Consider the following 14,092-nt stretch of genomic DNA (forward strand, 5'->3'; position numbering starts at 1 on the left):
GAAGATTAAATATTAGCTAACCAAGAAAGTCACCGCCTTTTTGGAGAAGGTAATCATAGAATGGCTTATAAGGAAATTATTGGGATGTTAGAAGGAAGGCTTAAAGAAATAAATCTACTGCAACAATGATAGTAAGAATTACTTTTTATTAAAAAGATTCGACGTTAATTGAAATTATTTTTTCTATGAAATATAAAACATATGGAAGAGAATGACTATATACTTGAAATAGTAATAGAATCATTCTTTTTTTATTCTCTAAAATATTAACATTTATTCTTAACAAAGCTAAAAATATTACTAAGGAAGAAGTGTTTAATACTTCTACAAAGGTGATGAGAATATAATAATCAATCCTAGTAATTCACAGCTGATAAAAAATGTATGTTATAATATTAAAAAATATAAGTTTTATACTTACTAAACATAATAAAATATAGAACAAGTAAGGAGGGGACACTTTATCAGGGGTGTATACTTGTTATACATTATTTGGATAAAGATAAGGGATGAATCAACAAGAAAGCTTAACAAAAACATTGCTAGAGTTAGGTGTGGCAAAGGTAGGCTATAGTCACTTAGAAGACGTACTCCCAGATGAATTCAAGCACTTGAAAAGTGGTGTTACCATTGCCATTAGGCTATCTGATCAAATTATTAGCGATATAAACATAGAAACAGGACCAACCCACACTTATTTTCATCATTATCGTACTGCAAATGCATTTATCGACCAAGTCACCTTTAAAATAATGACAATTCTTCAGCAGTGGGAACATTTGGCTATGGCAATTCCGGCTTCACAATCCATTAATATAGAAGGATGGCATTTTAAGAGTTTATTTCCTCATCGAACTGCTGCCACCAGATCTGGAATGGGCTGGATTGGAAAGAACAGTTGTCTGGTAACGGAAGAATTTGGCCCCAGGGTAAGACTAGGCACGGTCTTAACAAATATGGAATTTCAGTATGATGAACCGATAAAAGACTCTCAATGTGGTGATTGTGATCTCTGTGTGAGAAACTGTCCTGCCTTGGCATTAAAGGGCACTCTATGGAAGCCGGGCTTATCAAGGGAAGAAATGTTTGACGCCAATAAATGTAGCAAGCATATGAAGAGTGAATATAAACATATAGGTAGAGGCGCTGTTTGTGGAATTTGTATCAAATCCTGTCCTAAAGGAAATGCTGTATTAAAAACATAGGGTAGAGAAAACTACCCTATGTTAATCTTCGATCTAGAGGAGACTTTACGTCCTTTCTCCCGCCATGGCTATGTGCACTTTCAAGTTGTGCCTTTTGCGACTTAGATTCTCGGTGAAAATGGCGTTCTTCAAATTTATAGGTTTTAGAGGCCTCTTCTACACGATGACCATTCACTAAAGTCCATTGGCTTTTACGAATTGACATTTGTAAACACCTCTTTTCGAAGTTGGAATGAAAAATCATTCCCTAATAGTTTCACCATTCGTTAAAAAAGAATGCCAGTTACAAAATGGAAAATACATATGGTATTTTAAAAGCTTCGGAAAGAAAATAGCGAGTTAAAATAAATCATGATAGTAAGCAATCATTCTATTAAGATACTTTAACAACAAAGGAGGACAAAAATGAAAAAATCAATCAAGTTTACAATCATTCTTTTTTTAAGTGTTTTTTTAATCGGCTGCATGACAGTAGATTCAAATGAAGATCCAACAGAAAACGTCAGTGGACAAGAGGATCAGATTCAAGAGGACAACGAAGATGAGGCCCTAGAAGATCAAGAAGAAATAGAAGAAATTAAAGAAATTGATTTACAAGTGGTACAACCAAATGAAGCAGGGCAAATTATGGTGTTAATGTATCATCATATTCGAGAGCCTGAGGGAGAATGGTCTAGAACTCCCGATAACTTTAGAAAGGATTTACTGGTGCTCTATGAAGAAGGATATCGACCTATCAGTCTTGAGGACTATGCCACAGGAAATATTACAACCGAGGCAGGCTATACACCTGTTGTCCTTACCTTTGACGATGGAAATGATAATAATTTTAATATGATTGAAGATGGAGATGGCCAGTGGGTGATAGATCCTAATAGTGCAGTGGCTATCTTAGTAGATTTTCATGAGCAGTATCCAGACTTTCCATTAGAAGCCACCTTCTTTATTAATGGTGGGAGCCCCTTTGGACAAAGTGAGTTTGTTGAATACAAATTAAATTATATTGTAGAAAAAGGCATGGATATTGGGAATCATACAAATACCCACATCAACTTTACCAATGCCAATGCTGAAAAAATCCAAGAGGAGCTCGGACGAATTAATGAAATGGTTAACAACATTATACCTGATTATGAGGTGAATACCTTAGCATTGCCATTTGGTTCAAAACCAAAGGATGAAGCGCTGAGAAAGTATTTAGTAGAGGGAACGTACCAAGGGAACCCATATAAGCATGTGGCAGTTTTAGAGGTGGGATGGGACCCATACCATTCACCCTACCATGAAAGCTTTAATGGAGCGACAATTCATCGGATAAGAGCCAGTGAAACAAAGGTTGATGGTGTTGGAATGTATGATTGGATGAAAGCCCTGGACCAAGGGGGAAGACTTCGTTATATTAGTGATGGAGACCCTAATGTTGTGACAGTGCCTAAGGCATATGAAGATCGCATATCCCATGAATTAGAAGGAAAAGAGATAAGAATATATGAATTAAATGAGTAAAAGATAAGCGTCCCAACCAGGGACGCTTTACTTTTTGATCACAATATTGGAGAGGCTAACAAAAAAAGAACTAAAGGGTAAAAACAATAAAGTACAAAGGATATTAAAGAGACTGTGGGCGTTAGCGATTTGTCTAGCAGGATGAATGGGGGACAGTTCCATTGAAAAATAGGCCAGCCAATCAATCAGTGGGAAAAAGATAATCACCCCTAACAGATTATAGAAAAAGTGAATAAAGGCAGCCCGTCTGGCAGAAACGCTCAGGGGGAGACTGGCTAAAATGGTGGTGACACATGTACCGACATTTTGACCCAATAAAATAGTGATAGCAGATTTTATTGTAATCACATGGTTAACTGCCAAGGACTGTAAAATGGCAATACCCGTACTGCTACTTTGAATAATTGCAGTAGTAGAAAAGCCCATTAAAACCCCTAAAACTGGTTTTTCTCCTAGGGTAGCTAAGATTTGTTGAAATCTTAAATAATCCTTGAGGGGTTGAAGGGTGTCACTAAGAAAGGTAATACCAATAAAGATTAAGGCAAATCCCACGGCGGACTGGCCCACCACAATAGCCCTTCTGTTTTTAAATAGGGTTAAAATGATGCCAATAATAAAAATGATAGGAGCATATTGTCCAAGGTTGAAGGCAATCAATTGTGCAGTGAGGGTGCTTCCCACATTGGACCCCATAATCATGGGTGCCACTTGATGCAGTGTTAGTAAGCGTGCCTCCACTAGACCCACAAAAATAATGGTGGCACCGCTACTGGATTGTAAAAGACCGGTGATCAGGGCGCCGATTAATACACCCACTACGGGATGGATTTTAATGTTTTGTATCAGACTCTTGACCCTTGTTGAGGTCAGATGATTGAGTCCCTTTGTTAGAAACTGCATGCCAAGCAAAAAAAGGCCCAGGCCGGTTAATGAACCCAATATCATTGTATGCAAAGAAAACACCTCCCTGTAGAATATACGCATAGGAAGGTGAAACTAAAACAATAAGATGCAGAAAAGTTAGCTAAGATATCGGAAAGAAAATAACAAGCCAATGTAGCCTCTCATATAGACCCATTATTTTCTTGAAGATGCCTAAGAATGCAGGCTAAAAGACAAGTTCCAGGGAGAGTAATCTTCTTTTAAGCTCCTCAAGTAGTTCTTTTTCTGACTCCAGATCCTTGGCCTCAAAGGTAACTGAAAGACGTAAATAAGAGCCAACATCATCCCAAGGGACTGTAGAAATCAGTGCATGCTCAAGAATATGGGTAGCGACCTCTTCAGCATTTGTAAAACGGATACCAGATTTTGTTCCCTTTGGAATGGGAACATAGCAGTAGAAGGTTCCTTGGGGCTTAGTGGCTTTAAAGCCAACCTCCTGTAAGATTTCTATTAAAAAATCCATTCGTCTCGAATATCGCTGGCAATTGGCTTCTATAATATCTATATGCTGTAGAGCAAATGCACCAGCCTTTTGAATTGCCCTGAATTGCCCTGAGTCTGTAGTGTCCTTGATGGCACTGTAGGCTTTAATCATTTCAGGTGAGCCAAGGGCAAAGGCAAGACGCCATCCTGTCATATTGAAGGCCTTTGAAAGGGAATGAAGTTCAATTCCCACATGGGAGGCATCGGGAACAGAAAACAAACTAATGGGACGATGATCATCAAAGGTAATAGGTCCATAGGCGGCATCGGAAACAATGACAATCCCATATTGCAAAGCAATGGAAACTGCTTCTTGATAAAAATCATAGGTTGCCACTTGTCCAGTGGGATTGTTTGGATAATTTAGATAGAGTAGCTTTGCTTTATTCAAAATACTTTTGGGGATAGCAGTGAAATCAGGATAAAAGCTATTTTCCTCATGTAAGGGCAATGGATAAATTTCGCCACCAAAATATTGGGTATTGCTGCTTAGAATAGGGTACCCTGGTATTGTTGTTAGAACCACGTCGCCGGGATTAATAAAACATGCTGGAAGCATGGCTAACATGGACTTTGTACCAATGCCATGTAGAATGTTTTCATTAGGGTCAAGGCCCTTCAGACCATATACTTTATTGAGATACTGAACTGCTGCTTCTTGAAATTCAAGGATGCCGTTGTCAGCGTACCAACGATTTTCAGGTTTGCCAGCCTCCTTGGAAAGAATTGAAACGACCCGCTCATCCGCCGCTAAATCCGGTTCCCCAACGCCTAAATCAATCAAAGAAATAAAGGGATATTTTTTGATTGCTTCCTCCTTTGTTTTTTTTATTTTCCGAAACTTATATTCCTTAGAAACCTTACCAAAGCTTTTTCCTCCTAGCCGTTGAGCGATCTTATCCTCTAAAAAGTACATACTCATCCTCCTTATTGCAATAGAATATACATTATAATATTGTGTGATTTCTAATTTGGTGACATGTAAGGGATTCAAGAATATAGGTTCTGTCATAAAGAAGTGTGGAGGAGAATAAACTAGAATAGAATACTTTGTACAGGAGGAATGAGATGAAGGTATTGATTTGGTCCAAAAAAGTTGTCGCATTAATCGCAATTTGTATTGTGGGGGCCACAGGATTATTACTGTATCAAATAAACTTTCGTGGAGATGTGATAGCAGTGTTTTCTCCCCAAAGAAGGCTACCCATATACAGTGTTGAAACCCAGGAAAAAAAGATCGCAATCAGCTTTGATGCTGCTTGGGGTGATGAGTTTACCGATGATATTTTAGATACTTTAGATAAATTTAACGTCAAAACAACTTTCTTTCTAGTAGGATTTTGGGTTGATAAGCATCCGGATATGGTGCAAAAAATTCATGAAAGAGGACACGAGGTTGGCAACCATTCTTCTACCCATCCACACATGTCTAAGCTGTCTAGTGAACAAATTGCTAAAGAATTGAAGACAACAGGAGATAAAATCCAAGCAATTACTGGAATTCAGCCCACGGTTTTTAGGCCTCCCTTTGGAGACTATAATAATGTACTCATTGAGACAGCTGAAGAAGTTGGATACTATACAATACAATGGGATGTAGATTCTCTAGATTGGAAGGAACTAGGAGTGCAACCAGTGGTAGATCGCATCACAAAAAACATTAAAAATGGATCCATTGTACTGTTTCATAACAATGCAAAGCATGTGAGTGCGTTTTTACCTTTGGTCCTAGAAGAAGTTCAAGCAGCAGGCTATGAAATCGTTCCAGTCTCAGAACTCATCCATAAGGGTGAATTTACAATTGATCATACCGGAAGACAACAAAAAAAATAGTGGTTACGTAATCGCTCCAAATGTCTCTGGTTAACCAGGGGCATTTTTGCGTTTGAGATTTTTGTTTTTTGAAGCATAGCTCATAAAGAAATCAGTGTATATAATCATCTCTTCAAATGCAAAATAACATAACAATAGCAATTGAGACTGCTAAAGCACAAGGAGATGAGAAGATGAACATTGATGGAGTAGAAGTTCAAGGCGTGACTTCAGATTCGCGAAAAGTAAAGACGGGATATGTTTTTGTAGCCATAAAAGGAGCAGAATCTGATGGGAACAACTATATAGGAGAAGCCATTCAAAGAGGTGCAGTCATCATCTATACAGAACATAGGATTACAGCCCTAGGAGTGATGATTAAAATATGCTCCAATGCCCGAAAAACTTTGGCAGATTTATGCAATGCTTTTTATGATCATCCCTCAGAAAAAATAAGAGTAATTGGCATAACAGGGACTAATGGGAAAACCACTACCAGCCATATTATTTATCATGCCTTAAAGGAGTCAGGCGTTTCGGTGGGATTAATTGGAACATTAGATATTAAAATCAACAATCAAACCCATTTTACTGAACTCACAACACCAAGTGCTGAAGATATCTATTATTACTTAAATAAAATGGTACAACAAAAAGTTCAGGTAGTTGTCATGGAAGTATCTTCCCATGGATTGAAGTCTGAACGTGTACACGGAATTAAATTTGATATTGCCATACATACTAATATAGAAAGGGATCACTTAAACTATCATAAAAATATGGGGGACTATATTCGTTCTAAGAAAAAATTATTTGATTGTTTATCTCCAGGAAAAGTGGCATTACTTAACCTAGATGATAATCATAGTTTAGAGCTTTTAACTGGCAATAATGGATTAATTGTTGTCACCTATGGGTTAAATGTAAGGGCCACTGTGACGGCTTCTAGTATAGATACAGAACTTAATACTACATTTCATTTCTGTTTGCAAAGGGGTATGACAACTTTAGCAGGTTTGGAAGTGGAACCGTTTGAATATCCTTTCTCCATTAATTTATTGGGAAAACATAATATTTACAACTCATTGGCAGCGATTACTTGCTGTTTACTTCTGGATCTATCCTGTGAAGAAATAGCTAAAAATATTAAAAGTTTTACAGGTGTAACAAGGAGGTTAGAGGTCATATATAAAAAAGGCTACACGGTTATCGATGATTTCAGTCATAATCCAGCTAGTTATGGAGCTGTATTTGAAAGCATGCAGAATTTAGAGTATAAAAATCTACATGTGATTAATGCAATTAGAGGGAGCCGAGGAGCTGATATCAATCAAGAGAATGCAGATGTGCTGAAAATTTGGTATGAACTATTGGGAATGAAAACATTGATGATTACATCAAGTAAAGATAAAACAGGTAAGCTAGATGAAGTACAAGTAGAAGAAATAGGAGCGTTTTTTAAGGTATTAAGTGAGGGCAGTGTTAATTTTGAATATGTAGATCATTTATCCGATGCCATAGAAACCATAATTCCCCGAATTGAAGAAGGTGATTTACTGCTGTTATTAGGAGCCCAAGGGATGGATAAAGGGAAAGAAATTTTTTTAAAGGATATAGGTGAAGAATACATGAAGCTTGGTAATGAGTATAAGTCAAATGATTGTATACAAATAAATTGAAGCGTACACAATAGAATAATTAAATTTTATTATTATTTTAAAACATAATTCCATCCCTTCTCGAATAAACATGTTTATAGATTGGCCCTTAAATAAACATAAGAATAGAAGGGAGAGTGGGGTTGAATGACAGATCGCGTAATTGATACAAATATTGTTACCATAGTGGGGAAAGTTGTTGACGAAAAGAGATTTAGCCATGAAATTTATGGGGAGGGTTTCTATACCTATAATATAGAGATCCCAAGACTTAGTGATGCCTGTGATAGGTTGAGTCTGACTGTATCGGAACGTCTTTTAGTTGATATGGAATTAAATCCGGAAGATATGGTGAGAGTAGAAGGACAACTAAGGTCTTATAACAAATTTATTGATGGTAGCAATCGTTTGGTTTTAACGGTGTTTGCAAGAGATATTGTACTTTTGGATAAAGAAGAAGAAATTAAAAATCCAAATCAAATTTATTTAGAAGGGTTTGTATGTAAGCCACCCATATACAGAGAGACTCCCTTCGGCAGAGAAATTTCGGATTTACTTGTAGCTGTTAATCGTCCTTATAACAAATCGGACTACATACCCTCTATTGCATGGGGGAGAAATGCTAGGTTTTCAGCAAAGTTAAACGTGGGAGATCACATTCGACTTTGGGGTAGGATTCAGAGTCGGGAGTATCAAAAAAAGTTATATGATGGGACGATACTCAATAAAGTGGCATATGAGGTGTCAGTTTCAAAAATGGAAAAGGCTGATGAAGAAGCGATGCAGGAAAATGAGGGTCAAGAGTAGAAGTTATTCCGTGGATGCAAAGGATCCACGGAATTATTTTTTTATAAAGGAGGAATGTGTTGTGCTTAGTTTAGAACATTTTATTTTACCAATGATCGCTATTTTTTTTATCGTCTTGATTTCGATTCAGTACTCTATTAATAAGATCTTAATGGTATTAAAGGAGATTAAAGAAATTTTACATCGTTCGAATCGTGATTAACGGATAGGTGGGTCGATTATGAAAGTTAAAGGAGAGGTGAAACAATTAAAGGAAATGTTAACAACAAGAAAAAATTGAAATGTCAGTAGAAGAAGCCATGAAGCTAAAGCAAATAGGGGACGAGGACTCCATGGTGAAATATGGAAGAAATTCAAGTAATTAATGAGTACATCTACCATATTTATGGATTGACTCCTGAAGAAATTGAGCTAGTAGAGAGACATATGCAGTAGCTCCTATAAAAAGTATCATTAGACTTCTACTTATAAGTACCCTTAGAGTCTTTCTGCTAGTTTGGCACAAATGGATTCTAAGAGATGCTGATCTAAGCTATCAAAAGCAGAGGGTTCATGGCTGTCAATGTCAATCTCACCTAGCACGTCATCTCCCTTTAAAATAGGAACCACAATTTCAGAAGCTGTTTCAAAGCTACAGGCTAAGTAATTGGTTTCTTTGGTTACATCATCAACAATAAATGTTTCTTTTCTATCAGCAGCCTGCCCACAGATACCTTGACCGATTTGAATATGTGTATGATCGGTATGGGCCCCTAGGTAGTGACCTAATACCAATTCTCCATTTTCGATCATATAAAATCCAGTCCAATTATAGTAAGGAATGTTATTGTCTAATAATTCTACAATTCCTTGATAAACATTGTCCAGCTGCTCTTCTTTTGAGATTAATGCAAATGCTTTTTTTTCTAGACGTAAAAAAAGTTCTTTTTTAGTTTGCTGATCCATTTCATATCGTCTCCTTGGTTTTATTATTTAGATATATTTTAACATAGTGAGATAAAACAGACAATCGATTAAATTGTTTGAAATTAAAGATAAATGACACAAAGATACAGGGTTTGACAAGGTCTGAAATATCAATTATTATATTAATAATACATTGATTGATAATGGAGGGATTTTAGTGGATATAGAAAAAAAAGTTTGGGAAGTACTGTGTTCTGAAGAAGACATTGAAAATAGGCTGAAAGAACTTGGTGAACAGCTTTCAATTGAATATAAAGGTAAAAAGCTTTATGTTATTTCGCTATTAAAAGGAAGTTTTGTTTTCACCGCAGACTTAGTGCGACAACTTACCATACCAGTCAAAATAAATTTTATGACAACATCAAGCTATGGACATGATGAGAAAAGCAGTGGGCATGTGAAGATTGTAACAGATGTACAAGAGGATTTAACTGGGTATGATGTTTTGGTTGCTGATGACATTACAGATTCAGGATTAACCATGAAGGAAGTCATGGATCACTTGAAATCTAAAAACCCATCAAGCGTCAAAAGTTGTGTATTATTGGATAAGCCAGATAGAAGAAAAGTGGATCTAGAGCCAGACTATGTTGGGTTTACCATTCCAGACAAGTTTGTTGTGGGTTATGGATTAAATTTTGGAGACTACTATCGAAATATACCCTATGTTTTTGTTGTAACAGATCAAGATCGTTAATAGTTGTCTCAGCCTTGGCTGAGGCAATTTTTATCTTCAGTGGAAAAAAGGACCCCCTTAAAATTAAGTCTTCTTCAATAAGGAGTCATTAATGGGTATATTAAAAGAGAAGCATGAAATGATAAATAAAAAGTAATAATGTGTCCGGAGGGATTATTTATGAAGTTAGAAAGTCAAATAGAGAACTTGCAAGTGGAATTGAATCATATACGAAGAGAATTGCATCGTATCCCAGAGTTAGCCTTTGAGGAAGTTGAAACTGCTCAATATATTATGAGGTATTTAGATGATTTAGGGATATTCTATGAAAAAGGTATTGCGGGGACAGGTGTTGTGGCCTATATCCCTGGTAGTCTAGGGAAAAAAACCTATTGTTTTCGTGCGGATATGGACGCATTAAGTGTGGTTGAGGAAAATGAAATCGATTTTAGATCTATGAGTGAAGGAAGGATGCATGCCTGCGGTCACGATGGACATATGACGATATTATTAGGGGTAGCAAAATATTTATCATTAAACAAAGAGAAGATAAAAGAGAATGTTCTTCTATTGTTTCAGCCTGCTGAAGAAGGACCTGGAGGCGCATTGCCTGTCATTGAATCAGGAATATTGGAAAAATATAATGTAGATGAAATTTATGGCTTGCATATTTTCCCTGGCATTGAAGAGGGGAAGATTGGTCTGAAATCTGGACCTATGATGTCTCAAACAGGGGAATTTGATGTGGCGGTCAAAGGGAGAAGTGGACATGGAGCCATGCCTCATACGGCTATAGATAGTGTGGTGATTGCCAGTGAAATGGTTCTAGCCATGCAATCTATTGTGAGTCGAACCATCAATCCAATTGACCCGGCTGTTGTGACCATGGGTAGAATAGAAGGTGGTGAACGAAGAAATATCATTGCAAAGGAGGTAACCCTAGAAGGAACAATTAGGGCCTTTAGTCAAGAAAACTATGATACGATTAAGGAAAGAATTCTTGAAATAAAGGAAGGGCTATCAAAGGCCCACAGATGTGAAATTGAAGTGATATTTCGAGACATGTATCCAGCGGTGTATAATGATGAAGCCTTAACTGAAGCCCTGATTTCAGCCCAAGAAAAAGGAACAGTTGAGTTGATTCCTCCCATCATGTTGGCTGAGGATTTTGCTTATTACCAAAGGGAGATCCCTGGGGTGTTCTTTTTCCTAGGAAGTGGAAATTTTGATAAAGGGTTCATCCATCCACTCCACCATGGGTGCTTTAATTTTGATGAACAAATTTTAGGTTACGGAGTACAATGCTTTGTGAATATACTAAAGCAACGAGGCGTAACTACGTAACTGAAAGGAGTGAAAAGGTTATGGACAATAAATTAAAAGTTTTAGATGCCAATATTTTGTATATAATTGGGGCCTTTCTTTTTATTACCTTAGGATCCTATTTTCAAGGAAGAAGTTTGCTTTCAGGGCTAATCATCACCCAATACATACTGATCCTCTTACCACCATTGATTTACTTAAAAGGAAAAGCGTTTTCCATTAAAAAAACCATGAGATTTAATCGGATTTCCTTTAAACACGGCATGCTGGTTACCCTGATTACGCTGTTAATGTATCCTACTGCCATTTTTGCAAATGCCTTAATGATGACATTAATGAGCTTCGTAGGGAACTTAAATATCCCAGCTTTGCCAACTGCAACTAGCGGGGGAGAATATATTGTGTTAATGGTGATTATTTCAGTATCTGCTGGGATTTGTGAAGAAGTGTTCTTTAGAGGATTTATTCTTTCTGGATATGAAAGGTTAGGCCAGCGTAAAGCCATTATTATTTCTGCTGTGTTGTTTGGGCTTTTTCATTTGAATCTATATAATTTAGCAGGACCCATTGTACTGGGATTAGTCTTTGGGTATTTAGTGATTTTGACGGATTCTATTTATGCGGGTATCATTGGACATACTGTAAACAATGGTTTTGCCGTGACGTTGGGATTTGCAATCAATAGGTTGATTGAGAGGACGCCAAATGTGGTAGATTCTGAACCAGAGATAATCTCTACTACCACAGCATTATTATTTAATGTGATGTTTTTTGGTATCATTGCCATTGCAACAGGTTATGTAGCTCTTCGATTGGTCCGGATTATCAAAAAAGATTTGAATCTTGGAAAAGAAGGAATATCAGAAACCCTGGTAGTACATAAGAAAGAAGGACTCATCAAAACTGAGGAATTAATGGTAGATGAACAATTGACTTTAAAGACAGAAGTGACAGAATGGTGGGAGTTTGCACCGCTAGCTTTATTTATTCCGCTCTTCCTGTTTGTGGCATTTCATCAGTTGAGGGAAATTATTTTATTGGGATAAACAAAATATCAACTTAACAATACTGTATAAAAGGATGATTGAATCATCCTTTTTATATTGAGAAGTCACACATCGTGTAGATGTATATTTTCAAATAAGCAATTAAAGTAGAGAAAGGTTGTGTTGTTTTGAAGCGATTGAGAAAGCGTTATTTTTTATATGTTATTTTTTCAGTAGCTTTTTTAACAAGCATATTTCATTTAGTAAAACCGCTGCCTGAAGATATCTCTTTTAATGGAGCATTCCACGCCGTCACCGACGTAGAATTTCTTAGTGACATAACCTATGTAATGGAAGATGGAAATGGAATACAAGAACAGGCGATTTTTAAACGAATACATGAATCAATTGATGCAGCAGAAGATTACATTGTCATAGATATGTTTTTATTTAATGATGATTATGATAGAGCGTATTCGTATCCAGAATTGAGCATGGAATTATCTAATGCTTTGGTTCAAAAAAGAAAAGAACAACCAGATGTGGAAATTGTTTTTATTACGGATAGGATTAATTCTGTATATGGTACTTATACGATTGAACAACTGGAAAAAATGAAAGCCCAAGGAATAGAAGTTATTGAAACTGATATGAGAAAACTCAGAGATTCTAATCCGTTATATTCTGGCTTTTGGCGTGCTTATATACAGTGGTTTGGTACGGATGGATTCGATTGGTTGCCCAATCCATTTGGAACGGAGTCACCTTCTGTAAATGTACGTTCTTATCTCGAACTTTTAAATTTCAAAGCGAATCACCGTAAAGTAGTCTTGACAGAAAAAGAAGCGATTATTAGTTCTGGAAACCCACACGATGCAAGTGCTTTTCACTCAAATATAGCGTTTGTATTAAAAGGGGATATTGTAGGTGATTTTTTGACTACTGAAAAAACAGTGGCTAGTATTTCAGGGAGTAACATTGAATTTGAATATATTGAAAGTGATATGAAGACAAATGCAGATATAAATGTAAAAGTAATAACTGAAGGACAAATTAAGAAGGAATTATTAGATTCTATTAATAGTACGGAAAATGGCGATGAAATTAGAATGGGTATGTTTTATCTATCGGATAGGGACATTGTTACTGCTCTTAAAAATGCTGCCAATAGTGGCGTTGACATCAAGCTTGTATTAGACCCGAATAAAGATGCCTTTGGTATGGAGAAAAGTGGAATTCCAAATAGGCAGGTGGCAAGTGAACTGACAAACAATAGTCCGGTTGAGGTACGTTGGTATGATACCCAAGGGGAACAATATCATTCAAAAATAACACTCATAAAAAAAGAGAAAGAATCTATCATTATTGGTGGTTCTGCCAATTTAACCAAGCGTAATATTGGTGATTTAAATTTAGAAACAAATGTAATGATCGTTGCAGATAATGATAAAGAAATTAGCAGCGAAGTTTATAATTATTTTGAAACAATATGGAATAACGTAGAGGGCGTATATACAACTGACTATGTTATCTATCAAGATGATTCTGTGATGAAAAAAGTATTGTACCGAATTCAAGAATGGACTGGATTATCTACATTTTAAACGAATGCTTTTATGCGAATATCAAGTAAAAGAACAGATGAAAAAAGGACTGAGGGGACAGTCCTTTTTCTTCTTCAATATATATTCATATATTAAAGGGGGAATGAGAAAATAGTATTGTTAT

Annotated in this window: 14 protein-coding genes; 10 read left to right on the forward strand and 4 right to left on the reverse strand. The window is 36.4% G+C overall.

Annotation, left to right across the window (positions count from 1 at the left end; translation table 11 throughout):
• Window positions 1-509 precede the first annotated feature (509 nt).
• Window positions 510-1,205: a 4Fe-4S double cluster binding domain-containing protein gene (locus AMET_RS07955; protein ID WP_012062828.1), complete on the forward strand. Its 696-nt coding sequence runs from the start codon at window positions 510-512 to the stop codon at window positions 1,203-1,205.
• Between the two features lie 16 nt (window positions 1,206-1,221).
• Here AMET_RS07955 and AMET_RS07960 read toward each other — a convergent pair whose 3' ends face one another.
• Complete coding sequence (locus AMET_RS07960; RefSeq protein WP_041720513.1) at window positions 1,222-1,410, reverse strand: hypothetical protein; 189 nt, start codon at window positions 1,408-1,410, stop codon at window positions 1,222-1,224.
• 200 nt (window positions 1,411-1,610) lie between these two features.
• On the opposite strand from AMET_RS07960, the gene AMET_RS07965 reads away from it, so the two are divergent.
• Window positions 1,611-2,711 (forward strand): polysaccharide deacetylase family protein, encoded by a 1,101-nt coding sequence (locus AMET_RS07965; RefSeq protein ID WP_012062829.1) that lies wholly within the window; start codon window positions 1,611-1,613, stop codon window positions 2,709-2,711.
• Between the two features lie 27 nt (window positions 2,712-2,738).
• Here AMET_RS07965 and AMET_RS07970 read toward each other — a convergent pair whose 3' ends face one another.
• Window positions 2,739-3,656 carry a Na/Pi cotransporter family protein gene (locus tag AMET_RS07970; protein WP_157047380.1) on the reverse strand — a complete coding sequence of 306 codons (918 nt, stop codon included), beginning with the start codon at window positions 3,654-3,656 and terminating at the stop codon, window positions 2,739-2,741.
• Between the two features lie 163 nt (window positions 3,657-3,819).
• Window positions 3,820-5,052: an LL-diaminopimelate aminotransferase gene (locus tag AMET_RS07975; RefSeq protein WP_012062831.1), complete on the reverse strand. Its 1,233-nt coding sequence runs from the start codon at window positions 5,050-5,052 to the stop codon at window positions 3,820-3,822.
• A gap of 152 nt (window positions 5,053-5,204) precedes the next feature.
• Here AMET_RS07975 and AMET_RS07980 point away from each other — a divergent pair, with 152 nt between their 5' ends.
• The 4 genes from AMET_RS07980 to AMET_RS25670 all read left to right on the forward strand — a co-directional run bounded on the left by AMET_RS07980 (window position 5,205) and on the right by AMET_RS25670 (window position 8,615).
• Window positions 5,205-5,969, forward strand: coding sequence for a polysaccharide deacetylase family protein (locus tag AMET_RS07980; protein ID WP_012062832.1), 765 nt, complete (start codon window positions 5,205-5,207; stop codon window positions 5,967-5,969).
• Window positions 5,970-6,085: 116 nt separating this feature from the next.
• Window positions 6,086-7,627, forward strand: a complete 1,542-nt coding sequence (locus AMET_RS07985) for a Mur ligase family protein (protein WP_012062833.1) — start codon at window positions 6,086-6,088, stop codon at window positions 7,625-7,627.
• Window positions 7,628-7,753: 126 nt separating this feature from the next.
• Window positions 7,754-8,413 (forward strand): single-stranded DNA-binding protein, encoded by a 660-nt coding sequence (locus tag AMET_RS07990; RefSeq protein ID WP_012062834.1) that lies wholly within the window; start codon window positions 7,754-7,756, stop codon window positions 8,411-8,413.
• Between the two features lie 61 nt (window positions 8,414-8,474).
• Window positions 8,475-8,615, forward strand: a complete 141-nt coding sequence (locus AMET_RS25670; protein ID WP_157047203.1) for a hypothetical protein — start codon at window positions 8,475-8,477, stop codon at window positions 8,613-8,615.
• 275 nt (window positions 8,616-8,890) lie between these two features.
• On the opposite strand, the gene AMET_RS07995 is transcribed toward AMET_RS25670, so the two are convergent.
• On the reverse strand, window positions 8,891-9,358 hold the full coding sequence (locus AMET_RS07995) for a GAF domain-containing protein (protein WP_012062835.1): 468 nt from the start codon (window positions 9,356-9,358) through the stop codon (window positions 8,891-8,893).
• Between the two features lie 178 nt (window positions 9,359-9,536).
• Between AMET_RS07995 and hpt the strand changes: the two genes are divergently transcribed.
• From hpt to AMET_RS08015, 4 genes are all read left to right on the forward strand, one after another.
• Window positions 9,537-10,076 carry a hypoxanthine phosphoribosyltransferase gene (hpt, locus tag AMET_RS08000; RefSeq protein ID WP_012062836.1) on the forward strand — a complete coding sequence of 180 codons (540 nt, stop codon included), beginning with the start codon at window positions 9,537-9,539 and terminating at the stop codon, window positions 10,074-10,076.
• 159 nt (window positions 10,077-10,235) lie between these two features.
• Window positions 10,236-11,399, forward strand: coding sequence for a M20 metallopeptidase family protein (locus AMET_RS08005; RefSeq protein ID WP_012062837.1), 1,164 nt, complete (start codon window positions 10,236-10,238; stop codon window positions 11,397-11,399).
• A 20-nt stretch (window positions 11,400-11,419) separates the two neighbouring features.
• Window positions 11,420-12,424 carry a type II CAAX endopeptidase family protein gene (locus AMET_RS08010; protein WP_012062838.1) on the forward strand — a complete coding sequence of 335 codons (1,005 nt, stop codon included), beginning with the start codon at window positions 11,420-11,422 and terminating at the stop codon, window positions 12,422-12,424.
• A 128-nt stretch (window positions 12,425-12,552) separates the two neighbouring features.
• A complete protein-coding gene (locus tag AMET_RS08015; protein WP_012062839.1) occupies window positions 12,553-13,968 on the forward strand; it encodes a phospholipase D family protein in 1,416 nt (471 codons plus the stop codon).
• Window positions 13,969-14,092: the final 124 nt, after the last annotated feature.

It is taken from the genome of Alkaliphilus metalliredigens QYMF (genome assembly GCF_000016985.1).
GTDB classification, from domain to species: Bacteria; Bacillota; Clostridia; order Peptostreptococcales; family Natronincolaceae; genus Alkaliphilus_A; species Alkaliphilus_A metalliredigens.